Consider the following 21781-nt stretch of genomic DNA (forward strand, 5'->3'; position numbering starts at 1 on the left):
TCAGCCCTACTTCTGGGCCGCAGCGATGGCGGCGTCGATCTCGGCCATGCTCATGGCGCCTTCCTTGGCCAGCTTGCCATTGATCATGAAGGTGGGGGTCGAGGTGATGCGCGCGTCGCGCTGGGTCTTCTCGATGCGGGCGTTGAGGGCGCGAAGGCCTTCTTCGCTGGAGATACAGGTCTGGAACTGGTCTTCGGTCATGCCAGCCGAGCGGGCCACGCGCAGCAGGGTGCCGCGGACGTCGCCGGAGGTGAACATCTCCTGCTGGCTATGGAAGATGGCGTCGACCACGTTGAAGTACTTGTCCTCGCCGGCGCAGCGGGCGAGCAGGAAGCCGGCGGCGGCCACCTCGGCCGGCGGGGTCAGGAATTCCTTGAAGGTGTAGTGCACCTTGCCGGTGTCGATGTACTTGGCCTTCAGCTCCGGGAAGACCTCGTTGTTGAAGGTCGCGCAGTGGACGCAGCTCAGCGAGGCGTACTCGACCATCTTCACCGGCGCATTGGGATCGCCCAGGCTCATATCGCCGTCGGCGGCGGCCGAGGACTGGCCCGAGCAGGCGCCCAGGAAGAGGGTCGCGGCGGCGACGGCCATCATGAGGCGGCGGCTGAGGTTCGGCATGGTGGTCGGCCCTTTGTGCAGGAAGGTCGAGATTGTGAAGTAAAGCGCGATTCCCAAGGCTTGGCCCATGGCGCCCTTTTGACGTCAAGAACGGCCCCGGACCGACAATGTCAACGGCGGCTGGCGTTGCGCATAACGCCGCGCCCCAGGGCCAGCAGGGCGCTCTTCAAGGGCCCGTCGGGCGCCAGGGCCAGACCCTGGCTGAGTTCGGCTTCCTGGGCGGCGTCGAGGGGGGCCTCCCGCTTGCGGGGCGGCTGTGTGGCGCTGGCCGGGGCGGGTCGCAGCGGTCCCTGGACGATCCGCAGGCGTTCCACCGCGCCCGAGCCGAGAAACAGGTTCACCCGGGCCAGGATTTCCGGCGCCTGATGCTGAATCAGGGCCGCGGCGGGGCCGGCCACCCGGATCTCGAGGGCCGCGCCGGCGCCATTGCGGCCCTTGACCAGCTTCACCGGCTCAGTGCGCCGAGCGATCTGTTCGCCGACAATCTCCCGCCAGCGGGCCTGCAGGGCGCCAGGACCCTGGCCGAAACGGGCGTCGAGCTCACGGATCAGCTTGGACAATCCCCGTCCAGCCGGCGGCGGCGGCCGTGGCGCAGGCCGCGTGCGACGGCTGGCCAGAATGCGGCGGGTCTCTTCCAGATCGGGCAGGGGGCGGGTCGGCATGTCGAGGCCAAGGATACACCCGGACGCGCCTGTCGCGGAGTCCCCCTGCCCAAGGGGCGCAAGAGGCCCTAAGTCTGGCGCCGTGACCCCTGAACAGATCCGCCACAGCCTGTTGTCCTGGTACGACGCCCACGCCCGGGACCTGCCCTGGCGCACGGGCCCGGCGGCCGGGCAGGGCGGCGTTCGCTCCGATCCCTACCGGGTCTGGCTCTCAGAGGTGATGCTGCAGCAGACCACCGTGCCGCACGCCGCGCCCTATTTCCTGAAGTTCACCGCCCGCTGGCCCACCGTGTCGGACCTCGCCGCCGCGCCGGACGACGAGGTGATGGCCGCCTGGGCGGGGCTTGGCTACTACGCCCGGGCCCGCAACCTGCTGGCCTGCGCCCGGGCGGTGGCGAACGAGCATGGCGGCGTCTTCCCCGACACCGAGGCGGCCTTGCGCGCCCTGCCGGGGCTTGGCCCCTATACGGCGGCGGCCGTGGCGGCGATCGCCTTCGATGAAGCGACCAATGTGGTCGACGGCAATGTGGAGCGGGTGATGGCCCGGCTGTTCGCCGTCGAGACGCCCCTGCCGGCCGCCAAGCCGGAACTGAAGGCCTTGGCCGCCGCTCTGGTCCGCGATGAGCGGCCCGGCGACTGGGCCCAGGCGCTGATGGACCTGGGGGCCACGGTCTGCCGGCCCAGGTCGCCGCTCTGCGACCGCTGTCCCTTGACGGGAGCCTGTGCGGGCCTCGCCACCGGCGCGCCGGAGACCTATCCGCGCAAGAGCGCCAAGGCGGTCCGGCCCCGTCGCCACGGGGTGGCCTATATCCTGACCCGTGGCGAGGCGGTCGCCCTGGTCCGCCGGCCGCCCAAGGGCCTGCTCGGCGGGATGCTCGGCCTGCCTACCAGCGACTGGCGTGCGGCGCCCTGGTCTGACGAGGAGGCGCGAGCCGATGCGCCTGTCCAGGCCCGCTGGCGGAGCGCCGGCGAGGTGGAGCACGTCTTCACCCACTTCTCCCTAACCCTGCGGCTGCTACGGGCCGAAGGCGAGGCCGAGGGTGTGATCTGGACGGCGAGGCGGGACATCGAAGCCCTGCCCAGCGTCTTTCTGAAGGCCGTCCGGGCGGGGCTGTCGAACCTGCTGTAGGCGGTGGTCATATCCCGTCTGTATTGCCGTCATGGTCGGGCTTGGCCCGACCATCGATGCACGCCGGGCCCGCCAGGGTGTTCATGGACCCTCCGGTCAAGCCGGAGGGTGACGGACGAGAGGAGGGTTTGTCTCCTAGGCGGCCACCGCCGGGGCGTCCTTGCGCATCTTGATCCGCAGGACGTCGATGGGGGCCAGGCCCGCATCGGTCTTGAAGTGCCAGTAGGTCCAGCCGTTGCAGGCCGGCGCCGACTGCACCATGGCGCCGACCTTGTGGATCGAGCCGGTCATCTCGCCCACCGCAAGGCTGCCATCGGCGCGGACCCGGGCGGCCCGCTCGCCCTTGGGGCAATAGAGCACATCGCCCGGCCGCAGCAGGCCCGCCTCAACGATCTGGCCGAAGGGGACGCGGGGTTCGGAACGCTTGGAGCCGGTCACCTGGACATCCTCTGGCGAGACGGGGATCACCTTGGAGATGCGTGTCTTGGCGACGGCGATGTACTCGTCCTCCTTCTCCAGCCCGATGAAGCGCCGGCCCAGCCGCTTGGCCGCCGCGCCCGTGGTGCCGGAGCCGAAGAAGGGGTCGAGGATCAGATCGCCGGGCTTGGTGGAGGCGAGGATCAGGCGGTGCAGCAGGGCCTCGGGCTTCTGGGTCGGATGGGCCTTGGCGCCGCTGGCGTCCTTGATCCGCTCCTCGCCGGTGCACAGCGGGAAGGTCCAGTCCGAGCGCATCTGCAGCTCGTCATTGGCCATCTTCATGGCGTCGTAGTTGAAGGTGTAGCGCCGGCCGCCGCGGGACTTGGCCGCCCAGATCAGCGTCTCATGCGCATTGGTGAAGCGGGTGCCCTTGAAGTTCGGCATCGGGTTGGTCTTGCGCCAGACCACGTCGTTCAGGATCCAGAAGCCCAGGTCCTGCAGGGTCACGCCGACCCGGAAGATGTTGTGATAGCTGCCGATCACCCACAGGGCGCCGTCGTCCTTCAGCACCCTGCGGCACTCGGCCATCCAGGCCTTGGTGAAGGCGTCATAGGCCGCGAAGCTCTCGAACTGGTCCCACTCGTCATCGACGGCGTCGACCTTAGAATTGTCCGGCCGCAGCAGGTCGCCGCCCAGCTGCAGATTGTAGGGCGGATCGGCGAAGACTAGGTCGACAGACCCCGTGGGGAGCTTCTTCAGCTCCTCGATGCAATCGCCCTGGATGATGGTCTCGGCGGGAAAGCTCATGAACGCCCCTCGGTCTCACAGAAGGGAATCCTCCCCTATCGTGGTGAAGGGGCCGTTTCGAAACGTGGTGAACGAGGGGTTAAGCCTCGAATTCGGCGGTAATGCGCTCCCCGCGCAGAACCTTCTGCACCGGCGCCCAGGTGGTGCGGTGGATTTCGCAGGGGCCGAGACGTTCAAGGGCGCTGATATGGACGGGTGCGCCATAGCCCTTGTGGCCGGCGAAACCGTAGCCGGGATAGCGCTCGTCCATCTCGATCATCAGCCGGTCCCGCGCGACCTTGGCCAGGATCGAGGCCGCGGCGATGGAGAGCGACTTGCCGTCGCCGCCCACCACCGTCTTCACCGGGCAGGGCAGCTTGAAGGGGTAGTTGCCATCCACCAGGGCGAAGACCGGAGTCACTTCAAGCGCCTCGATGGCCCGGCACATGGCCAGGCCCGCAGCATGCAGGATGTTGAGCTCGCCGATCTCTTCCACCGAGGCGAAGCCGACGCCCCAGGCGATGGCGCTGGCCTTGATCTCGATCTCCAGGCCTTCGCGGGCCTTGGCGGTCAGCTTCTTGGAATCGTTGAGGCCGGCGGGAAGGCGCGCCGGATCGAGGATCACCGCGCCGGCGCTGACCGGCCCTGCCCACGGGCCGCGGCCGGCCTCGTCCACGCCGCAGACGGGGGAGGGGCAGGCGGTTTCCAGCAGCAGGTCCGGGACGACGAGCAGGGGGGCGGGCTTGCGGGCCATCAGGCGCTCATAGCGGCGACTTCGTCGTGACGGAAGCAGCAGGTGAGGTGGTCGTTGACCATGCCCACGGCCTGCATGAAGGCGTAGACGATCACCGGGCCGACGAACTTGTAGCCCTGGGCCTTGAGCGCCTTGGACACCTCGACCGCCAGCGGCGTCTGGGCTGGCACCTGGCCTATCTCGTTCCACTGGTTCTGAATCGGCTTGCCGTCGGTGAAGGCCCAGAGGAAGGACGACAGGTCCTGACCGCGTTCACGCATGTCCAGATAGATCCGCGCGCTGGCGATGGCCGCATCGATCTTGGCGTTGGAGCGCACGATGCCGGCGTCCTCCATCAGGCGGGCGCGGTCGGCCTCGCCGAAGCGGGCGACGATCTCGGGATCGAAGCCCGCAAAGGCCTCTCGGAAGGCCTCGCGCTTGCGCAGGATGGTGATCCAGGAAAGCCCGGCCTGGAAGCCGTCGAGCACCAGCTTCTCCCAGAGCGCCCGAGGATCGTACTCCGGCACGCCCCAGTCGGTGTCATGATAGGCCTCGTACAGCGGGTCGCCCGCCATGCCGCGCCAGCCGCATCGAATCAGGTCGCTGCTCATGGGCGAAGTCTCGCCGGGGCCTTGTTGGCTCGCAAGGGTGAGCAGGTTTCCCTCACGTGTCATGCTCGGGCTTGTCCCGACCATCCATGAGCACCGGCGAGCGGCTGTGCGCATGGACCCTCGGGACAAGCCCGAGGGTGACGGTGATTATTGTTTGAGCGCCTGTTCGAACCAGTCAGGCCGCACCACGCGCACCGGCCGGCCGTCGACGGTGAGGTCGGCGCCCTCGATCCGGTCCAGGCGCAGCGACGCCATCGCCAGGCCGTCTGCGCCGCTGAGCACCTGTCCGGCCCGCAGCTCGCCGGCCAGCACCTCGGCGCCGGGCGCAGGCGCCTCGCCGTCGAAGGCGAGCGGCAGGAACCGGGTCTTCACCGTGCCGCGGCGCTTCATGCGCGAGGTCGTCTCCTGGCCGACGAAGCAGCCCTTCTTGAAGTCGATCCCGTTCAGCAGGTCGAAATTGGCCTCGATGGGATAGGTCTGCTCGACCCCCCAGTCGGCTGGTCCCGGCACGCCCAGGGACTGGGCGAAGGCGGTGTAGTCGGCCTCATCTCCTTCCGTCGCGTCCTGTGGCGCGGCCAGGCCATAGCCCCGCCAGCCCAGCTCCGGCAGCCGAGGGTCGTTGAGCCAGCCTTCGACCGGGGTCTCGCCGCCTCCGAACAGCACCGCGACCTCGGCCTCGCTGGCGGCGATCGTCACCTTGGCCCGCAGGCGGTAGATCGTCAGCCGCTGCAGGATCAGGTCCCGATGCTCGGCGGCCACGTCCAGCCAACATCCGTCCTCCCGGCCGATCACGAAGAGGTCATAGAGCACCCTGCCCTGGGGTGTGAGCAGGGCCCCGAAGCGGATCTCGCCTTCTGCCAGGGTTTCGACATTCTGGCTGATCAGATTGTGCAGGAAGTCCCGCCAGTCGGCCCCGCCCAGGGCGATGAGGGCGCGGCTGCGCAGGCGGACATAGCTCAGGGTGTGGACCATGCAGCACCACTTAGGATCGCGGCGGCTCGCGCGCCAGCCAGAGGCCCTCTATAACCGGCCGATGACGCAAGGGTCCTTCCCCATTCTGTTCATCACCGCGACCCGGATCGGGGACGCGGTGCTGGCCTCTGGCCTCCTGGCCAAGCTGCGCGAAGAGATTCCCAACGCCCGCTTCACCATCGTCGCCGGGCCGGCGGCCGCCCCGCTGTTTGCTGACACGCCGGGCCTGGATGAGGTGATCGTCTTCCAGAAGTCCCGCAATGGCGGCCACTGGTTCGCCCTGTGGAACAGGGTCCGTCACCGGCGCTGGGGCCTGGTGGTCGATCTGCGCGGCTCGGCCATGGCGAGCTTCGTGCGCACCAGGCGCCGGGCCATCTTCCGCCGCCAGCCGGGCGCACCGGTCCACAAGGTGATCGAGGCCGCTCGCCTGCTGAAGCTGGAGGATGAGCCGCCAGCCCCGCACATCTTCACCAGCCCGGAGACCGAGGCCGCCGCCGCCGCCCTGACCCAGGGCGAGGGGCCGATCCTGGCGCTGGCGCCGGCCGCCAACTGGGTGGGCAAGACCTGGCCCCTGGAGCGCTTCGCCCAACTGGCCATCCGCCTGCTGGGTGAGGGCGGCGATCTGCAGGGCGCGCGGCTGATGGTGTTGGGTTCGCCCGATGACACAGGCGTCGTCGCCTCCCTCAGGCACGTGGTCCCCAAGGCGAGATTCATCGATCTGGTGGGCAAGGTCGACCTGCTGACCAGCTATGCGGCGCTGAGGCATGCGCGGCTGTTCGTCGGTAATGATTCGGGGCTGATGCACATGGCCGCCGCGGCCGGCGCCCCGACGCTCGGCCTGTTCGGCCCCTCCGACGACGCCCTGTATGGGCCGTGGGGGCCGCATACCCGGGTGGTGCGCGGGACCCGGGATTTCGAACAGATTCGCCTGCAGGACCCCGCCCTCAACCAGAGCTTCTGCCATATGATGGATCTCAGCGTCGACACGGTGGCCCAGGCTGCTAATCAATTGCTGAAACAGACGGAGATGAGCCATGGCCGCCACCTATGACCTGATCGTCCATGGAGGCGAGGTGGTGAATCACGACGGTCGTGGCGGCGCCGACGTCGGGGTGCGCGACGGCAAGATCGTCGCCATCGGCGACCTGTCCCAGGCCTCGGCCGCCGAGCGCTTCGATGCGACAGGGCTCCACGTCCTGCCGGGCGTGATCGACACCCAGGTCCACTTCCGAGAGCCGGGCCTGGAGTGGAAGGAAGACCTCGAAAGCGGCTCGCGCGGGGCGGTGCTGGGCGGCGTGGTCGCCGTCTTCGAGATGCCCAATACCGAGCCCACCACCACCGATCCCGACGCCCTGGCCGACAAGCTGGCGAGGGCCAAGGGGCGGATGCATTGCGACCACGCCTTCTATGTGGGCGGCACCCACGAGAACGCCACCTTCCTCGGCGAGCTGGAGCGCCTGCCCGGCTGTTGCGGGATCAAGGTGTTCATGGGCGCGTCGACCGGCACCCTGCTGGTGCAGGACGACGAGGGCGTCGAGCAGGTGCTGCGCCACATCAATCGAAGGGCGGCGTTCCACTCCGAAGACGAGTACCGGCTCGCCGATCGGCGCCATCTGGCGCGGACCGGCGACTGGACCAGCCATCCTGAGGTGCGTGACGCCGAGGCCGCGATCCAGTCGACAGAGCGCCTGCTGCGCCTTGCCCGCAAGCTGGGCAAGCGCATCCACGTCCTGCACGTGACCACGGCCGAAGAGGTCGAGATCCTGGCCCGCAACAAGGACGTGGCCAGCGTCGAGATGACGCCCCAGCACCTGACGCTCGAAGGCCCAGAGGCCTATGAGCGGCTGAAGGGCTTCGCCCAGATGAATCCGCCGATCCGCGACGCCGCCCACCGGGCCGGCCTCTGGCGCGGCATGGCCGCCGGGGTCACCGACGTGATTGGCTCCGACCATGCCCCCCACACCCGCGAGGAGAAGGCCAGGCCCTATCCCGCCTCGCCCTCGGGCATGCCCGGCGTGCAGACCCTGGTGCCGGTCATGCTGACCCATGTGGCCGACGGGCGTCTGTCCCTGGAGCGGTTCGTGGACCTGACCAGCCACGGCGCCAACCGGCTGTTTGGCCTGGCCGACAAGGGCCGACTGGCGGTGGGCTATGACGCCGACCTCACCATCGTCGATCTGAAGGCCCGGCGGACCATCACCCACGCCGCCCAGGCCAACCGGGCCGGCTGGACGCCCTTTGACGGCATGGAGGCCAAGGGCTGGCCCATGGCCACCATCATCCGCGGCCGGGTGGTCATGCGCGATGACGAGGTGGTGGCCGAGGGGATCGGGGAGCCGGCCCGCTTCGCCGAGACCCTGGCGGGCTGAGGGACCTTTCCGACCGGCCGCCTTCGGCGCCCCCTTTCCAGGCGCCGTCGCTCGCGTCCATAAAGTTGCATGGACGCAGAGCTTCGCATCGAGACGGCCCCCTTCCGGGATCCCCGCTACGCCCCCAAGCGACTTGAGGTGGACCGGCGGCCTGACGGGACCCTGGTGCTCGCCAATCCCACCCCGTTTTCCCAGGGCTTCCAGACCGCGCTAGACGCCCTAGACTACTGGCGGGCCGCCGCGCCTGACCGGGTCTGGCTGGCCGAGCGGGCCGGGGCGGGCTGGCGCACGCTCACCTATGGCGAGGCGTGGCATGCGGTGACCCATCTGGCCGGCGGCCTGGTCGCCCGGGGCCTGACCGGTCCGCGGCCGATCCTGATCCTGGCCCACAACGGCATCGACCACGCGCTGTTGATGTATGCGGCCATGAGCCAGGGAACGCCGGTGGCGCCGGTCTCGCCCCAGTATGGCCTGGCCGGGGCCAATCTCGCGCGGCTGACCCACGCCTGCGAGGTTCTGAAGCCGGCGGTGGTCTTTACCGAGGACGCCGAACGCTTCGCCAGCGGCCTCTCTGCGGAAATCCTGGCGGGCCTGCCGGTGATCGCCGCCAGCCACGGCCGGCCCGGCCACATCACCCCGGCCGAGCTCTATGGGGCGGCGACGTCGCCCACGGCCAGGCCCGAACATCACGCCAAGTATCTGCTGACCTCCGGCTCCACCGGCCTGCCCAAGGCGGTGATCATCACCCAGCAGGCTCTGGCTCTGAACTCGGCCCAGATCGCGGCCTGTTTCGAAGATGACGAGCCGCCGGTGATGGTCAATTCCGCCCCCTGGAGCCACAGCCTGGGGGCCAATTCCATCCTGCACATGGCCGCCACCCGGGGCGGCACGCTCTATATCGACGCCGGCCAGCCCACGGCGGCGCGGTTTGCCGAGACCGTTCGGAACCTGCGCGAGGTCGCGCCGACCTATCACAACATGGTGCCGGCCGGCTGGATGCTGCTGGTGGACGAGCTGGAGAAGGACGAGGCGCTGGCGCGCACCTTCTTCTCCCGGGTGCGGCTGATGCAGTATGGCGGCGCAAGCCTCGGCCAGGACATCAGCGACCGGATCCAGGCCGTGGCCGTTCGCACGGTGGGCGAGAGGATCAGCTTCGCCAGCGGCTATGGCGCCACCGAGACCGGCCCTACCGCCTGCAATGTCCACTGGCCCAATGACCGCATGGGCCTCATCGGCCTGCCCGTGCCCGGCACGGCGGTGAAGCTGGTTCCTGTGGCCGGCAAGCTGGAGTTCCGGGTTAAGGGGCCGCAGATCACCCCGGGCTATCTGGGCCGTCCCGAACTCTCGGCCCAGTCCTTCGACGAGGACGGTTTCTACATCCTCGGTGATGCGGCGCGCCTGGTGGAGGCCGATCGGCCAGAGGCTGGGCTCGCCTTCGACGGCCGCATCTCGGAGAACTTCAAGCTGGCCAGCGGCACCTTCGTCGCCGTCGGCGAGGTGCGGATCGCGGCCCTGTCGGCGGTCGGTGGCGCGGTCACCGACGCGGTGGTTTGCGGTGAGGGCCAGGCGTCGCTCGGCCTGATGTTCTATCCCGATCCGCGCCGGCCCCGAGAAGAGGTGGACGCTGCCGTCCGCACGGGTCTCGCCGCCTACAACGCCAGGGCTCGCGGCGGCGGCCGCATCGCTCGCGCCCTGGTCTTGCCTGACGGACCGGACGGCGCGTCCGGCGAGATCACCGACAAGGGTTATATCGCCCAGGCCCTGGCCCGCACCCGCCGCGCAGAGGCGCTCACCCGCCTCTTCGCCCGACCTGTCCCCCCTGACGTGATGGTGTTTGACCAATGAATGGCGCCGACGCCCTGATCGAGACCCTGTTGGCCAATGGGGTCGACGCCTGCTTCGCCAATCCCGGCACCAGCGAGATGCAGTTCGTCGCCGCCCTGGACGGGCAGCCGAAGATGCGGCCGGTGCTCTGTCTGTTCGAAGGCGTGGCCACCGGCGCCGCCGACGGCTTCGGCCGCATGGCCGACCGGCCAGCCTGCACCCTGCTGCACCTGGGCCCAGGCTACGGCAACGGCCTGGCCAATCTGCACAATGCGCGCCGGGCCTATACGCCGCTGGTCAATGTGGTGGGCGATCACGCCACCTATCACCGGCAGTACGACGCACCGCTGAACTCCGACATCCCGACCATCGTGGGGCCAAACTCCCTGTGGGTGAAGTCGGCCGACCGCGCCCACGACGTGGCTGCGCTGACCGCAGAGGCGGTCGCCGCCAGCTATGGTCCCCCGGGCGGCCCGGTCAGTCTGATCCTGCCCGCCGACTCCGCCTGGACCGAGACGACGGCCGGCGCGGTGAAGGCGAAGAAACCTGAGCGGCCGGCCCCTTCGGGGGCGGCGGTGGACGCCGCGGCCCGGGCTGTCCGCGGGGCGAAGAAACCCGTCCTGCTGATCGGCGGTCAGGCCTGTCGAGCCGAGGCCATGGTCCAGGCCGCCCGGCTCTCGGCCCACGGGGTGCGCGTCCTGGCCGACACCTTCGTCGCCCGGCAGGGTCGGGGCGCGGGCCTCTTCCAGCCGGGACGCATGCAGTATTTCGGCGAGGCGGCCCTGGCCGACCTCGACGGGACCGACCTGATGCTGCTGGCGGGCACGACCCAGCCGGTGGCCTTCTTCGCCTATCCGGACCGGCCAAGCCTGCTGGTGCCGGAGGGCTGCGACCTGATGACCCTGGTCAGCCGGGCCGAGGACGCGGTGGCGGGCCTGCGCGCCCTGGCCGATGCGCTGGGCGCCCCGGCGTCCGGCCCCGTCCAGCCGCTCAAGCGGCCGGAGGCTGCGCCCACCGGTGCGATGACCCCCCAGGCGGCCGGGGTCTCCATCGCCCGACACCTGCCGGAGGGCGCCATCATCTGCGATGACTCGGTGACGTCTGGCGGCGGCGTGGCCAGCCAGACCGGCACGGCGGCGCCGCACGAGGTGCTGGCGCTGACCGGCGGCGCCATCGGCCAGGCGATCCCGCTGTCCATTGGTGCGGCCGTCGCCTGTCCTGACCGCAAGGTCCTGTCGCTGAACGGCGACGGGGCGGCCATGTACACCGTCCAGGGCCTGTGGACGATCGCCCGGGAAAATCTCGACGTCACCGTGGTGGTCTTCGCCAACCACGCCTATCGGATCCTGGGTATCGAGCTTGGCCGGACCGGCGCAGGGGCGGCGGGGCCGTCCGCCGCCAAGCTGCTGGACCTGGGCGATCCGAAGATCGACTGGGTGTCCATGGCCAAGGCCATGGGCCTGCCGGCGGTGCGCTGCGAAACCGCCGAGTCCTTCGAGACCGTCTTCGCCTCGGCCATGCGCCAGACCGGGCCGATGTTCATCGAGGCCGCCATCGCCTGAGCCATCAGTACGCCGCGCAAAGCAAAGGGCCCGCGGCTTGCGCCGCGGGCCCTTCTTCGTGCCGTCTGATCGAGGCGATCAGGTGTTGCCCGGCAGCTTGCAGCCGCCGGCGATGCCCTTGGCGAAGGCGCAGCCCATGGCTTCCACCGCATTGATCGGGTTCTGCTTGTACTCGATCATGTAGCCGGCCAGGCCGTCGGCGCAGGCGACCTCGACATAGGCCGAGCCGTCGGCGGTCTTGCCCACCAGGCGCTGGCCCGAGACGACGCAGCTGTCACGGCCAAGCTTCTTCAGGTCGCCGGTCAGGGCGGCATAGGCGCTGTTCTCGGGGTTCAGGCCGCAGCGATAGCCGACGATCGGCGCATAGGCGCAGTTGTAGACGGCGCTCTTGTTGAGTTCGAAGACGCCGACGCCGCCGGGCTTGCCGTCCTTGCAGACCAGCTCGACCACGTCCTTGCCGCCGGAAGCCGGGAAGACCGCATACTTGTCGACGTCGCAGTCGAAGCCCGCGGCCTTGGACAGACGGGTGTAGAGGGCAGCCTGCTCGGTGGCCGCCTCACGGGCGTCGGTCAGGGTGCAGCCGCCCAGGACGCCGAGGGCGCGGGCGCAGTCCCAGGATTCCGCCAGCTGGCCGGTGCTGGCCACCTTGTAGATGTAGCCCTTGCCGTCCTCGCAGGCGGCTTCGAAGTAGTTGGAGCCATCGGTGGTGGCGCCCACGAAGCGACGCTGGCTGACCGCGCAGCTCTTGGCGTCGGCGGTCGCCATCTGGTCCACGATCCGCAGGCGCGAGGCGGCGTCGCCGAGCTCGCAGCGGATGTTGGTCTCGGCCTGGTCGTAGACAAGGCAGTTGGTGGCGTCGACCTTGGTGTCGGCGGTGGCCGGATAGCCGGTGTTCAGGATGTAGCCGGAGACGCCATCCTCGCAGGCCACTTCGAAGAAGGTGTTGGTGGCCGAACGGCCGATGGAGCGGCTGTTGACGATGGGGCAGGTCACCCCGTCCTTGGCGGCCAGCTTGGCCAGCTCAGCCTGCGGGTTCTGGTTGCCGGGCAGTTGGCAGGCGAGCGCCGAGGGCTTGCCGTCGGCGGTCGGGGCGGCGGCCTCGATGCAGGTGTAGAGGTTGGTGGCCCCGCCGGTCACGGCCTCGATCACGAAGCCCATGCCTTCCTGGCAGTCGACTTCGTAGTACGAGGTCGAGGTCTTGGCCCGGCGATCCTCGTTCTTGCCGATCAGGCGGGCGTCGACGACCTGGCAGTTCAGGCCGGCGGCCTGGGCCACGGCCGGGGCCTCGGCCATGCCCTGGGTGCGCGCCTTTTCGGTGACGCCGGCGTCGCGGGACTGCGACATCACAGCGGCCGGCGCCAGGGCGACCAGGGCCAGGGCTGCGGCGAGCCCGATTGTCTTGCGCCTCATGATAAGCTCATCTCCTGGGGGTGGTTCCTCTGCGCGGAGATAAGCCTCCGCGAACCATTGGGGTCAAGGTCGCGTCTTTTGACGACCGAACTGTGGCGCCCCGGCGAACGGCTTGGTTGCAAGCTTCACTATATAGAATTCGCCAGTCGTTTGGTCTGAACTCACCATCGACCTTGCCAGATGAACGGCGACTGACTGGGCTCGGCCCTGTCTTCGCGCAAGGTGTCGGGAGCCCCATGGGCGCGAGCGGAATCCGCATTCGCCCGTCGACGCTCGTCGCAGACCGGCCTAGAATTTACGGAGTAAGACAAATTGGGAGGACCGACATGAGCCAGCATGTCATCGCCGAGACGTCCGATGGGGTCCTGACCCTGACCTTGAACCGTCCGGAAAAGAAGAACGCGCTCACCCGGGACATGTATCAGGCCCTGGGGGACGCCATCGATGGGGCGGAATTCGACAAGGACGTCCGCTGCGTCCTGATCCAGGCCGAGGGCGACATGTTCACCGCCGGCAACGACCTGGCCGACTTCGCCGCGGTCAACGCCGGCGAGGCGCCGGCCAATGAGGCCCGCCGCGGCGGCAATCCCCTGCTGGCCGCGCTCGCCCGGGCCAAGACGCCCCTGGTGGCCGCGGTCAACGGCCGGGCCGTGGGCGTCGGCGTCACCATGCTGCTGCATTGCGACCTTGTGTATCTGACCGAGGATTCGGTGCTGACCACGCCATTCGTCAACCTGGCCCTGGTGCCAGAGGCCGCCTCCAGCCTGACCCTGCCCGACCGCATCGGCCATGCCAGGGCCTTCTCCATGTTCGTGCTGGGCGAGGCTGTCGACGCCCAGAAAGCGCTCGCCTGGGGCATCGCCAACGAGGTTCTGCCCCGGAGCGAGCTGCGCGCCCGGGCGCGAGCGGCGGCGCTGGCCGTGGCCGCCCGGCCGCCGGCCGCCGTCACCATCACCAAGGCCCTGATGCGCGATCCGGTGGCGCTGGCCGAGCGCATGGACCGGGAGGGCCGTCACTTCTCCGACCAGCTCAAGTCGCCCGAGGCCAAGGAGGCCTTTTCCGCCTTCGCCGAAAAGCGGACGCCCGACTTCGCCAAGGTTGGCGGCCGGTGAAGTTCGGCGCCTTCACCCCCGCCCGTATCGTGGCCGGCGAGCATGACCTGAACGGCCGCAACATCATCGTCACCGGCGGCGCCAGCGGCATCGGCCTGGAGACCGCCCGGGCGCTCGCCGGGGCCGGCGCCGATGTCATGCTGGCCGTCCGGGACCGCTCCGCCGGCGAGCGGGCCGCGGTCCAGATCAATGAGAGCATCGGCGCCGACAAGGTGGTGGCCGGGACCCTTGATCTGGCCAGCCTGTCCTCGGTCAGTTCCTTCGTCGACGCCTGGGGGGACGCGCCCCTGGACGTGCTGATCAACAATGCCGGCGTCATGGCCTGTCCGCAGGCCTACACCTCCGACGAGCTGGAGATGCAGATCGGGGTCAACCACTTTGGCCACTTCCTGTTGAACGTGGGCCTGGCCCGGGCGCTGATGAACGCCGCCGACGAGGACCGCGCCGCCCGGGTCGTGGCCCTGTCCTCCATCGGCCACCGGCGCAGCCCGATCCACTTCGACGACATCCATTATCGCAACCGCCCCTACGACAAGTGGGAGGCCTATGGTCAGTCCAAGACCGCCAACGCCCTGTTCGCCGTGGCCTTTGACGAGCGGTTCGCCGAGCACGGGATCAACGCCAATGCGGTCATGCCCGGCGGCATCATGACGCCGCTGCAGCGCTACCTCTCCCTCGAGGAGATGGCGGCCATGGGCTGGCTGGACGAGGACGGCAAGCCCGTCGAGGGCTTCAAGACCCCGGAACAGGGCGCGTCCACCAGCGTCTGGGCCGCGGTGGCCGAGGAGCTGGAAGGCGAAGGCGGCCTCTATCTGGAGGACTGCTCCGTCGCCATGCCCTGGACCAAGGACAAGCCCAATCACGGCGTGATGGATCACGCCCTGGATCCCGAAGCCGCTGAACGCCTGTGGATCCTGTCAGAAGAAACCGTGGGAGCGACCCTATGAGCCTGCAAGGCAAGACCCTTTTCGTCACCGGCGCCAGCCGCGGCATCGGCCTGGCCATCGCGCTCCGCGCCGCCCGCGACGGCGCCAATGTGGCCATCGCCGCCAAGACCGCCGAGGCCCACAAGCACCTGCCCGGCACCATCTATTCGGCGGCTGAGGAGATCGAGAAGGCCGGCGGCCAGGCCCTGCCGCTGATCGTCGATGTCCGCGACGAGGCCAATGTGATGGACGCCGTCGAGCAGGCGGCGGCGAAGTTCGGCGGCATCGACATCTGCGTGAACAACGCCTCGGCCATCCAACTGACCGGTACGCTGGCCACCGACATGAAGCGCTATGACCTGATGAACCAGGTCAATGCGCGAGGGACCTACCTCACCTCCAAGGCCTGCATCCCGCACCTGAAACGCAGCGCCAACCCGCACGTCCTGATGCTGTCGCCGCCGCTGGACATGAACCCCCGCTGGTTCAAGGGCCATGTGGCCTACACCATGGCCAAGTTCGGCATGAGCATGTGCGTGCTGGGCATGGCCGAGGAGTTCCGCGAGGACGGCATCGCCTTCAATGCGCTCTGGCCGCGCACCGGTATCGCCACCGCCGCCATCCAGTTCGCCCTGGCCGGCGAAGAGGGCATGAAGAGCTGCCGCACCACCGACATCATGGCCGATGCGGCCTATGCCATCTTCAACAAGCGCTCCCGCGATTTCAGCGGCAATTTCCTGATCGACGACACCTTCCTCTATGGCGAGGGCGAGCGGGACTTCGACAAGTACCGGGTCGACCCCACCGCCCCCCTGATGCCGGACTTCTTCGTGCCGGAGGACTCCGTTCCGCCGCCGGGCGTGAAGATCGGCTAGGGCGCAGGGCCATGAGCGCCCCGCCCGTCACCGTGCTGCAGGCGAGCCCGGAGGAAGAAGCCGCCATCCGCGCAGCCGTGCGGGCGGTGAACGACCGGGTGCTGGCGGGACCGGAGCATGTGGAGGGGCTGCTGGCCCTCTTCCTCGATCCCCGGGTGTCGGACCCGATCTATGACCTGCCGCGACCGTTCACCCACGACAGCGTCGCCCAATGGGTGGCTGACAGCCGGGGCGCCCATGATCGCGGGGAGTGCATCCTGTCGGTGACCCTGGACGAGGCCGGAGAGGTGGCGGGCTATTCCCGCATCAGCGTCTGGCCCGACCGGTCTTCGGCCGAGATCGCCGGCGGCGCCCGGGCCGACCGCCAGAACGCCGGCCGGGGGCGCGGCGGGGTGTCGAACGCCGCGACCTTCATGTTCGAGACCCTGGGCGTGCGCCTGATCGGCCTGACCGCGGCCCTGGACAATGTCCGCTCCATCGCCGCGATCGACGGGGCCGGCTTCGTGCGCATGGGCGAGCGGGAGACGGTGCGGCCCGATGGGTCGGTGCGGCGGAGCCTCTATTGGGAGCTGACCCGGGAGGCTTGGCGGGCCGGGCGCGAGGGCTGAGCGCTCAACCTTCACCCCCAACCTCAGTCGCCGTCGCCCTCGGACTTGATCCGAGGGCCCATGCACACTGGACGTGCCGGTGTTCATGGATGGTCGGGTCAAGCCCGACCATGACGGAGGGGGAGGCGCGGAACCTCGCCTAGACCGCGATGTCGATGATGGCGCCCTTGGCCTCGCCGGACTGGGCGGCCGCCTTGGCTTCCTGCTCGATGGCCTCGCGCAGGCGTCTGGCGATCTCGTCTGCGATGGCCGATTTCAGCGCCTGCGGGTCGCCGCCGCGGGCGGCGAACTCGGCCTCCACCTGGGCCCGGACCATGGCTTCCAGCTTCTCGCGCTTCACCTTCTTCTGCCACTCATAGAAGCCGCCAGCCTGACCGATCTCGGTCGTGAAGCTGGGCCCCTGAGGCTGGTCCGCGCGGGCCTTGTCGCGGGTGAAGGGGTTCGACGCCGCCAGAGCTGCGAAGGGGTTCGACGCGCCGATGCTGGCGACCATGGGAGCGCTCCGGGGCTGTTGAGGCTCCCGCCGTTAAGCAAGAACCGCGCCAGCCCGAGACGCACTGCTTATCGCCGTCGACCCAACGCGGATTTTCCATAGATCTCAAGGCTTGGCCTTGGTATTTGCGAAGGCATGGTTCGTTTCGCCATGACTTCAGCCGCGACCAATTGCATCCCCCTTGCGGGGCGTGGAGCCGGCTGCGTGCGCGACACCTAGCCGTCGATCCAAGCCCCGCCGAGGACGGCTGGGGCTTGTTCTTTGAAAGCATGTATCCCGGCCTCCCAACTCGAGAGACCTTCGACATGCCCTTCCTGCTGCCTCTTCCCGAAACGCCCCGTCTGGAGACGGACCGACTAGTCCTCCGGCCCTTGAAGGTCGAAGACATTCCGGCTGTTCAGCGTCATTTCCCGCACTGGGCGATGGTGCGCCACCTCGTGGCGAAAACGCCTTGGCCATACCCAGCCGATGGGGCGGAAACCCATGTCCGCGCGTGCCTGGAGAAACGCGCCCGCGGCGAGCAGTTCTACTGGGCGATTACGTTCAAGGACGGAGACGACGAGCTGATTGGCCGCATCGACCTGCGGCCAGACGCCGACGTCGGCGCCATGCGTGGCTTCTGGCTGGCTCAGGAATACTGGGGCCGCGGCCTGATGACGGAAGCGGCCGACGCGGTGAACGCCTATGCGTTTGAGGTGCTGGACTGGCCCTTCATCGAGGTGGCCACGAACAGCGCCAACCGGGCGTCTCAACGCATCAAGGAGAAGCAAGGCTTCATCCTCCTCTATATGAGCGTCGGCGAGTATGTCGAGGGTGTCAGAGAGACGGCGTTCTGGCGGCTCAATCAGGAGGCATGGCGGTCACGCCGAGGAGACGCGACCAGTCTCTAAGCTTCGGAAAACGCGAGGACTGTGGATCCGGTTGGGCTGGTTGTAGAAGGTCCAATCGCCGTTGGGGTTCGCCGGTGCGAGAACCATCCGACTCCCTCCAAAAATGCGAAAAGGCCCCGGCGCTTTCGAACCGGGGCCTCGTCGTTCTAGTCAGGTCGCCCCGCTAGGGCTTAGGCGCCCTTGGCCGGGGCGGCGCCCTGGCTGGCGAGCGGCGGGCGCGAGAGCGGGAAGAACTTGTCGCTCATGGCCGGGACGGCTTCGGACAGGATGGTGTCGACGCTCCAGCCCTCTTCCTTGGTCTGGGTCGAGATCGGACGGGGCTGCGAGTAGAGGATGATGTTCTCACCCGAGGCGCCGAAGACCTGGCCCGAGACGTGGGCCGCAGCCGGCGAGACCAGGGCGACCGACAGACGGGCCGGCTGGTCGGGGCGGATGGCGGCGGCCATGGCCTCGCGGCGCTTGGCGGCGGCTTCGTCTTTCACCGGAACCGACTGGGTCATGCGGGTCCAGGCGACGGGCGCCAGGCAGTTGGAGCGGACGTTGTTACGCTCGCCTTCCATGGCGATGATGCGCGACAGGCCAGCGATCCCCATCTTGGCCGCGCCGTAATTGGCCTGGCCGATATTGCCCAGCAGCCCCGAGGTCGAGGTGAAGAACATGTAGGCGCCGTCGTTCTGGTTGCGGAACAGCTCGATCGTGGCCCGGGCCACATTGAACGAGCCGCGCATGTGCACGTCGATGACCTTGTCCCAGTCGTCTTCCGACATCTTGTGGAACATCACGTCACGCAGGATGCCGGCCGGATTGATCACCGCATGCAGGCCGCCGAAGGTGTCCATGGCCTGCTCGACCATGCCCTCGACCGCCTTGTAGCTGGTGACGCTCTCGGAGTTCGACGCCGCTTCGCCGCCGGCGGCGCGGATTTCCTGGGCGACCTGCTCGGCCGGACCGGCGGAACCTTCGTCCTCACCCTTCAGGCCGCCGCCCAGGTCGTTGACCAGGACCTTGGCGCCCTGTTGCGCCGCAATCAGCGCGCACTCACGTCCAATGCCGTTGCCGCCGCCGGTGACGAGGACAACCTTGCCTTCCAATACGCCCATGGATCTATCTCCCTAAAAGAATATTGCGCGGATTGTTATTCGAGGCGGTCAGCCTTGCGCAAGTCGGGAAAGAGCTTGGCCCAAAGGCCGGTCACGATCAACGTGCCGACCCCGCCCACCACGGCGGCGGCCACCACCCCCATGAAGCGGGCGAAGACTCCGGCCCTGAACTCCCCCAGTTCGTTGGAGGCGCCGATGAACAGGGTCGAGACCGCCGCCACCCGGCCGCGCATATTGTCTGGGATGACCAGCTGGATCAGGGTCTGGCGCACATAGACGCTGAGCATGTCGGCTCCGCCGAGGATGGAGAGCGCGGCCACCGACAGCCAGAGCGACTGGGAGACGCCGAAGACGATGGTCGCCAGGCCAAAGACCGCGACGCCCGCGAACATGGTCATGCCGGCGTTGTGGCGGATCGGGCGGGCCGCCAGGATCAGGGCGATGACTGTGGCGCCGGCGGCCGGGGCGGCGCGCAGCAGGCCAAAGCCCTCCTCGCCCACATGCAGGATGTCCCGGGCAAAGACCGGCAGCAGGGCCGTCGCGCCCCCCAGCAGCACGGCGAACAGATCGAGCGAAATGGCCCCGAAGACGATCTTCTGGCGCCACACATAGACCAGCCCCTCCTTGATCAGGGCCAGGCGCGAGCCTGGCTGCAGATCGGGCTTGGTCCGTCCGTTGATGAAGAAGGTCAGGGTGGCGCCGGCCAGGTAAAGACAGAAGGCGGTCTCGTAGGCGAGTGCGGTGGAGCGGGCGAGCAGCAGGCCGCCGATGGCCGGGCCGATGATGGAGGCGGTCTGCCAGGCGAGCGAATTCCAGGCGATGGCCCGGGGCAGCAGGCTGCGGGGCACTAGCATGGGCCCGAGCGCCGTGCCGGCCGGCGACATGAAGGCCCGGCCGGCGCCGAAGACCGCGGCCACACAGAGCAGCAGGGTCACCGAGGCGAAGCCCTGCCAGGTGGCCACGGCTAGCACGCCGGCGCTGGTCATCTCGACGCCGTAGCAGATCATCAGGATCTTGCGCCGGTCATAGCGGTCGACGGCCTCGCCGGCCGGCAGGGTCAGCAGGAAGACCGGGATGAAGGTGACCAGGCCCACCATGCCGACCACAAAGGCGGCCTCGGCCACGCTCATGGTCTGGCGGGCGAGCTCATAGATGTGCCAGCCGAGCGCCACACTCTGGATTTGCACCGCCAGCGATCCGGCCCACCGGGACCCCCAGAACAGCAGATAGCTCCGCTGGCTCAACAGAGCGCGGGCGGAGGGGAGAGGCTCTGAGTCGGGGACCTGGGACATGGGCGGCGAACTTGGCCCGCGCGGCGGCGACCCGCAACGCCCGTTTCGGTTTCCATTGACCTGGCGGAGCTTGCGCCTTATCGGCGCGTTTTCGGCGACATGATCGTCGAGGCCGACTGCGAGGGGCGCTCATGTGCGCGCTGCGACGAACCGGGCGCGTGATCCGCGCCCTCTAGAGCCTCCCGGCCCCGCAGCCTCGCGGGCCTGGGCCCGTCTGTCCCGCAGCCTGCAAAGTTCCCTCAATGACCGCCGCCGTCGCATCCTGTGCGGACTCCGTCGCGAGTCCGGCCCCTGACATCCGCCCCGAGACGCCGCAGGACGCAGGCGCCATCGAGGCCCTGCTGGACCACGCCTTTGGCCCTGGCCGTTTCGCCAAGGCCTCCGAACGGGTGCGGGAGGTCGCGCCCCTGCGCCTGGACCTGTCCTTCTGCATCTGGGAGGGCGAGCGGCTGGTGGGGGTGGTGCGTCAGTCCGAGATCGCCGTGGGCGGCCGCAGGCTGATCTTCCTCGGTCCCCTGGCGGTGGACGCCGCCGCCCGTCGCCTGGGAGCCGGCGCCCGGCTGGTGGAGGTCGCCTCTGCAGCGGCTGAGGCGGCTGGCTATGGCGAGGTCCTGCTGGTGGGCGATCCGCCCTTTTTCGGACGGCTGGGCTTTTCCGCCGAGGCCACCGGCCAGATTGTGATGCCTGGCCCTGTCGATCCCCGCCGCCTGCTGCTCAAGCGGCTGGGTCAGTCTGGTGGAACCAACATCCTGCAGGGCGCCGTAACGGCGCCTTGAGGCGCCCCGCGCACGCGCCTACCTTCTGGCGATGACAGAGCTCGACTCCAAACCCGGTCTGGACGGGGTGATCGCTGCGGCCAAGCAGGCGCCCGGCCGCGGACTGCCCCCGGTGCACCTGTGGAACCCCGCCCATTCCGGCGAAATCGACATCGTCATCACCGCCGATGGCCGCTGGGTCCATGAAGGGGCGACCATAAATCGCGCCCCCCTGGTGCGCCTGTTCTCCACCGTCCTGCGCCGCGACCCGGACGGCTACTGGCTGGTGACGCCGGTGGAGAAGATGAAGATCACCGTCGAAGACGCCCCCTTCATCGCCACCGCCCTGGACGCCGGCGCCGACGCCGAGGGCCGTCCGGTCCTGCGCTTCAACACCAATGTGGGCGACGAGGTCGAGGCGGGACCAGAGCACCTGATCCGGGTGGAGATCGACCCGGCCACCGACGAGCCGCGTCCATATCTGCATGTCCGCCGCGGGCTGGAGGCCCTGATCAGTCGGCCGGTCTTCTATGAGCTGGTGGAGATGGCCCAGGAGCGGGACGGGACCCTGGGGGTCGAGTCGGGCGGGACGTGGTTCGCCATCGGGCCTGTGGAGGCGCCGGTCTCGTGAGTCCCA

The 21781-nt window shown here is 68.9% G+C and carries 22 protein-coding genes; 12 read left to right on the forward strand and 10 right to left on the reverse strand.

Annotated elements, in window-relative coordinates:
- Window positions 1-6: 6 nt before the first annotated feature.
- Together Q8N19_RS09325 and Q8N19_RS09330 are read right to left on the reverse strand one after the other, a co-directional pair.
- Window positions 7-687 carry a DsbA family protein gene (locus Q8N19_RS09325; protein WP_371133822.1) on the reverse strand — a complete coding sequence of 227 codons (681 nt, stop codon included), beginning with the start codon at window positions 685-687 and terminating at the stop codon, window positions 7-9.
- A 41-nt stretch (window positions 688-728) separates the two neighbouring features.
- Window positions 729-1280: a DUF721 domain-containing protein gene (locus tag Q8N19_RS09330; RefSeq protein WP_305589997.1), complete on the reverse strand. Its 552-nt coding sequence runs from the start codon at window positions 1278-1280 to the stop codon at window positions 729-731.
- A gap of 82 nt (window positions 1281-1362) precedes the next feature.
- Between Q8N19_RS09330 and mutY the strand changes: the two genes are divergently transcribed.
- The gene (mutY, locus tag Q8N19_RS09335) at window positions 1363-2409 is read left to right on the forward strand and encodes an A/G-specific adenine glycosylase (RefSeq protein ID WP_305589998.1); all 1047 of its coding nucleotides are present in this window, start codon (window positions 1363-1365) and stop codon (window positions 2407-2409) included.
- 135 nt (window positions 2410-2544) lie between these two features.
- Here mutY and Q8N19_RS09340 read toward each other — a convergent pair whose 3' ends face one another.
- The 4 genes from Q8N19_RS09340 to Q8N19_RS09355 all read right to left on the reverse strand — a co-directional run bounded on the left by Q8N19_RS09340 (window position 2545) and on the right by Q8N19_RS09355 (window position 5928).
- On the reverse strand, window positions 2545-3633 hold the full coding sequence (locus tag Q8N19_RS09340; RefSeq protein WP_305590000.1) for a site-specific DNA-methyltransferase: 1089 nt from the start codon (window positions 3631-3633) through the stop codon (window positions 2545-2547).
- 79 nt (window positions 3634-3712) lie between these two features.
- The gene (locus tag Q8N19_RS09345; RefSeq protein ID WP_305590001.1) at window positions 3713-4366 is read right to left on the reverse strand and encodes a ribonuclease HII; all 654 of its coding nucleotides are present in this window, start codon (window positions 4364-4366) and stop codon (window positions 3713-3715) included.
- Window positions 4366-4956 carry a DNA-3-methyladenine glycosylase I gene (locus tag Q8N19_RS09350; protein WP_305590003.1) on the reverse strand — a complete coding sequence of 197 codons (591 nt, stop codon included), beginning with the start codon at window positions 4954-4956 and terminating at the stop codon, window positions 4366-4368. Before Q8N19_RS09350 ends, Q8N19_RS09345 begins: the two co-directional genes overlap by 1 nt.
- A gap of 147 nt (window positions 4957-5103) precedes the next feature.
- Window positions 5104-5928, reverse strand: coding sequence for a folate-binding protein YgfZ (locus Q8N19_RS09355; protein WP_305590005.1), 825 nt, complete (start codon window positions 5926-5928; stop codon window positions 5104-5106).
- Here Q8N19_RS09355 and Q8N19_RS09360 point away from each other — a divergent pair.
- The 4 genes from Q8N19_RS09360 to Q8N19_RS09375 all read left to right on the forward strand — a co-directional run bounded on the left by Q8N19_RS09360 (window position 5927) and on the right by Q8N19_RS09375 (window position 11683).
- Window positions 5927-6979, forward strand: coding sequence for a glycosyltransferase family 9 protein (locus Q8N19_RS09360; RefSeq protein WP_305590006.1), 1053 nt, complete (start codon window positions 5927-5929; stop codon window positions 6977-6979). The two genes, Q8N19_RS09355 and Q8N19_RS09360, sit on opposite strands and share 2 nt — an antisense overlap.
- Window positions 6963-8297, forward strand: coding sequence for a dihydroorotase (locus tag Q8N19_RS09365; protein ID WP_305590008.1), 1335 nt, complete (start codon window positions 6963-6965; stop codon window positions 8295-8297). Before Q8N19_RS09360 ends, Q8N19_RS09365 begins: the two co-directional genes overlap by 17 nt.
- 69 nt (window positions 8298-8366) lie before the next feature.
- Window positions 8367-10142 carry a feruloyl-CoA synthase gene (locus Q8N19_RS09370; protein ID WP_305590009.1) on the forward strand — a complete coding sequence of 592 codons (1776 nt, stop codon included), beginning with the start codon at window positions 8367-8369 and terminating at the stop codon, window positions 10140-10142.
- A complete protein-coding gene (locus tag Q8N19_RS09375) occupies window positions 10139-11683 on the forward strand; it encodes an acetolactate synthase large subunit (protein WP_305590010.1) in 1545 nt (514 codons plus the stop codon). The genes Q8N19_RS09370 and Q8N19_RS09375 overlap by 4 nt, the downstream gene beginning before the upstream one ends.
- Before the next feature lie 78 nt (window positions 11684-11761).
- Here the strand turns inward: Q8N19_RS09375 and Q8N19_RS09380 are convergent, their stop codons facing one another.
- Window positions 11762-13093, reverse strand: a complete 1332-nt coding sequence (locus Q8N19_RS09380; RefSeq protein ID WP_305590011.1) for a hypothetical protein — start codon at window positions 13091-13093, stop codon at window positions 11762-11764.
- 326 nt (window positions 13094-13419) lie between these two features.
- Between Q8N19_RS09380 and Q8N19_RS09385 the strand changes: the two genes are divergently transcribed.
- Genes Q8N19_RS09385 through Q8N19_RS09400 form a run of 4 tightly spaced genes read left to right on the forward strand, consistent with a single transcriptional unit; the run spans window position 13420 to window position 16614 of the window.
- Window positions 13420-14205 carry an enoyl-CoA hydratase-related protein gene (locus tag Q8N19_RS09385; RefSeq protein ID WP_305590013.1) on the forward strand — a complete coding sequence of 262 codons (786 nt, stop codon included), beginning with the start codon at window positions 13420-13422 and terminating at the stop codon, window positions 14203-14205.
- On the forward strand, window positions 14202-15152 hold the full coding sequence (locus Q8N19_RS09390; protein WP_305590014.1) for an oxidoreductase: 951 nt from the start codon (window positions 14202-14204) through the stop codon (window positions 15150-15152). Before Q8N19_RS09385 ends, Q8N19_RS09390 begins: the two co-directional genes overlap by 4 nt.
- The gene (locus Q8N19_RS09395) at window positions 15149-16006 is read left to right on the forward strand and encodes an NAD(P)-dependent oxidoreductase (RefSeq protein ID WP_305590016.1); all 858 of its coding nucleotides are present in this window, start codon (window positions 15149-15151) and stop codon (window positions 16004-16006) included. Before Q8N19_RS09390 ends, Q8N19_RS09395 begins: the two co-directional genes overlap by 4 nt.
- 11 nt (window positions 16007-16017) lie before the next feature.
- Entirely contained in the window at window positions 16018-16614 is a 597-nt protein-coding gene (locus tag Q8N19_RS09400; protein WP_305590018.1) for a GNAT family N-acetyltransferase, read from the forward strand.
- Between the two features lie 139 nt (window positions 16615-16753).
- Here Q8N19_RS09400 and Q8N19_RS09405 read toward each other — a convergent pair whose 3' ends face one another.
- Entirely contained in the window at window positions 16754-17107 is a 354-nt protein-coding gene (locus tag Q8N19_RS09405) for a hypothetical protein (protein ID WP_305590021.1), read from the reverse strand.
- Window positions 17108-17412: 305 nt separating this feature from the next.
- Between Q8N19_RS09405 and Q8N19_RS09410 the strand changes: the two genes are divergently transcribed.
- Window positions 17413-17997, forward strand: coding sequence for a GNAT family N-acetyltransferase (locus Q8N19_RS09410; protein ID WP_305590023.1), 585 nt, complete (start codon window positions 17413-17415; stop codon window positions 17995-17997).
- 170 nt (window positions 17998-18167) lie between these two features.
- On the opposite strand, the gene Q8N19_RS09415 is transcribed toward Q8N19_RS09410, so the two are convergent.
- On the reverse strand, window positions 18168-19097 hold the full coding sequence (locus Q8N19_RS09415; RefSeq protein WP_305590025.1) for an SDR family NAD(P)-dependent oxidoreductase: 930 nt from the start codon (window positions 19095-19097) through the stop codon (window positions 18168-18170).
- 35 nt (window positions 19098-19132) lie between these two features.
- Complete coding sequence (locus Q8N19_RS09420) at window positions 19133-20389, reverse strand: MFS transporter (protein ID WP_305590026.1); 1257 nt, start codon at window positions 20387-20389, stop codon at window positions 19133-19135.
- A 242-nt stretch (window positions 20390-20631) separates the two neighbouring features.
- On the opposite strand from Q8N19_RS09420, the gene Q8N19_RS09425 reads away from it, so the two are divergent.
- Both Q8N19_RS09425 and Q8N19_RS09430 read left to right on the forward strand, forming a co-directional pair.
- Window positions 20632-21165: a GNAT family N-acetyltransferase gene (locus Q8N19_RS09425; protein WP_305590027.1), complete on the forward strand. Its 534-nt coding sequence runs from the start codon at window positions 20632-20634 to the stop codon at window positions 21163-21165.
- Window positions 21166-21196: 31 nt separating this feature from the next.
- On the forward strand, window positions 21197-21775 hold the full coding sequence (locus Q8N19_RS09430) for a DUF1285 domain-containing protein (RefSeq protein WP_305590029.1): 579 nt from the start codon (window positions 21197-21199) through the stop codon (window positions 21773-21775).
- Window positions 21776-21781: the final 6 nt, after the last annotated feature.

The sequence above is a fragment of the Phenylobacterium sp. genome, from assembly GCF_030693405.1.
Classification (GTDB): domain Bacteria; phylum Pseudomonadota; class Alphaproteobacteria; order Caulobacterales; family Caulobacteraceae; genus Phenylobacterium.

Bases quoted from the DNA above. Each gene is read 5' to 3' on its own strand.
- Q8N19_RS09325 (WP_371133822.1), bottom strand. From the start codon at position 687: ATGGGCCAAGCCTTGGGAATCGCGCTTTACTTCACAATCTCGACCTTC.
- Q8N19_RS09330 (WP_305589997.1), bottom strand. From the start codon at position 1,280: ATGCCGACCCGCCCCCTGCCCGATCTGGAAGAGACCCGCCGCATTCTG.
- Q8N19_RS09340 (WP_305590000.1), bottom strand. From the start codon at position 3,633: ATGAGCTTTCCCGCCGAGACCATCATCCAGGGCGATTGCATCGAGGAG.
- Q8N19_RS09345 (WP_305590001.1), bottom strand. From the start codon at position 4,366: ATGGCCCGCAAGCCCGCCCCCCTGCTCGTCGTCCCGGACCTGCTGCTG.
- Q8N19_RS09350 (WP_305590003.1), bottom strand. From the start codon at position 4,956: ATGAGCAGCGACCTGATTCGATGCGGCTGGCGCGGCATGGCGGGCGAC.
- Q8N19_RS09360 (WP_305590006.1), top strand. From the start codon at position 5,927: ATGCAGCACCACTTAGGATCGCGGCGGCTCGCGCGCCAGCCAGAGGCC.
- Q8N19_RS09355 (WP_305590005.1), bottom strand. From the start codon at position 5,928: ATGGTCCACACCCTGAGCTATGTCCGCCTGCGCAGCCGCGCCCTCATC.
- Q8N19_RS09365 (WP_305590008.1), top strand. From the start codon at position 6,963: ATGGCCGCCACCTATGACCTGATCGTCCATGGAGGCGAGGTGGTGAAT.
- Q8N19_RS09370 (WP_305590009.1), top strand. From the start codon at position 8,367: ATGGACGCAGAGCTTCGCATCGAGACGGCCCCCTTCCGGGATCCCCGC.
- Q8N19_RS09375 (WP_305590010.1), top strand. From the start codon at position 10,139: ATGAATGGCGCCGACGCCCTGATCGAGACCCTGTTGGCCAATGGGGTC.
- Q8N19_RS09380 (WP_305590011.1), bottom strand. From the start codon at position 13,093: ATGAGGCGCAAGACAATCGGGCTCGCCGCAGCCCTGGCCCTGGTCGCC.
- Q8N19_RS09385 (WP_305590013.1), top strand. From the start codon at position 13,420: ATGAGCCAGCATGTCATCGCCGAGACGTCCGATGGGGTCCTGACCCTG.
- Q8N19_RS09395 (WP_305590016.1), top strand. From the start codon at position 15,149: ATGAGCCTGCAAGGCAAGACCCTTTTCGTCACCGGCGCCAGCCGCGGC.
- Q8N19_RS09400 (WP_305590018.1), top strand. From the start codon at position 16,018: ATGAGCGCCCCGCCCGTCACCGTGCTGCAGGCGAGCCCGGAGGAAGAA.
- Q8N19_RS09405 (WP_305590021.1), bottom strand. From the start codon at position 17,107: ATGGTCGCCAGCATCGGCGCGTCGAACCCCTTCGCAGCTCTGGCGGCG.
- Q8N19_RS09410 (WP_305590023.1), top strand. From the start codon at position 17,413: ATGCCCTTCCTGCTGCCTCTTCCCGAAACGCCCCGTCTGGAGACGGAC.
- Q8N19_RS09415 (WP_305590025.1), bottom strand. From the start codon at position 19,097: ATGGGCGTATTGGAAGGCAAGGTTGTCCTCGTCACCGGCGGCGGCAAC.
- Q8N19_RS09420 (WP_305590026.1), bottom strand. From the start codon at position 20,389: ATGTCCCAGGTCCCCGACTCAGAGCCTCTCCCCTCCGCCCGCGCTCTG.
- Q8N19_RS09425 (WP_305590027.1), top strand. From the start codon at position 20,632: ATGACCGCCGCCGTCGCATCCTGTGCGGACTCCGTCGCGAGTCCGGCC.
- Q8N19_RS09430 (WP_305590029.1), top strand. From the start codon at position 21,197: ATGACAGAGCTCGACTCCAAACCCGGTCTGGACGGGGTGATCGCTGCG.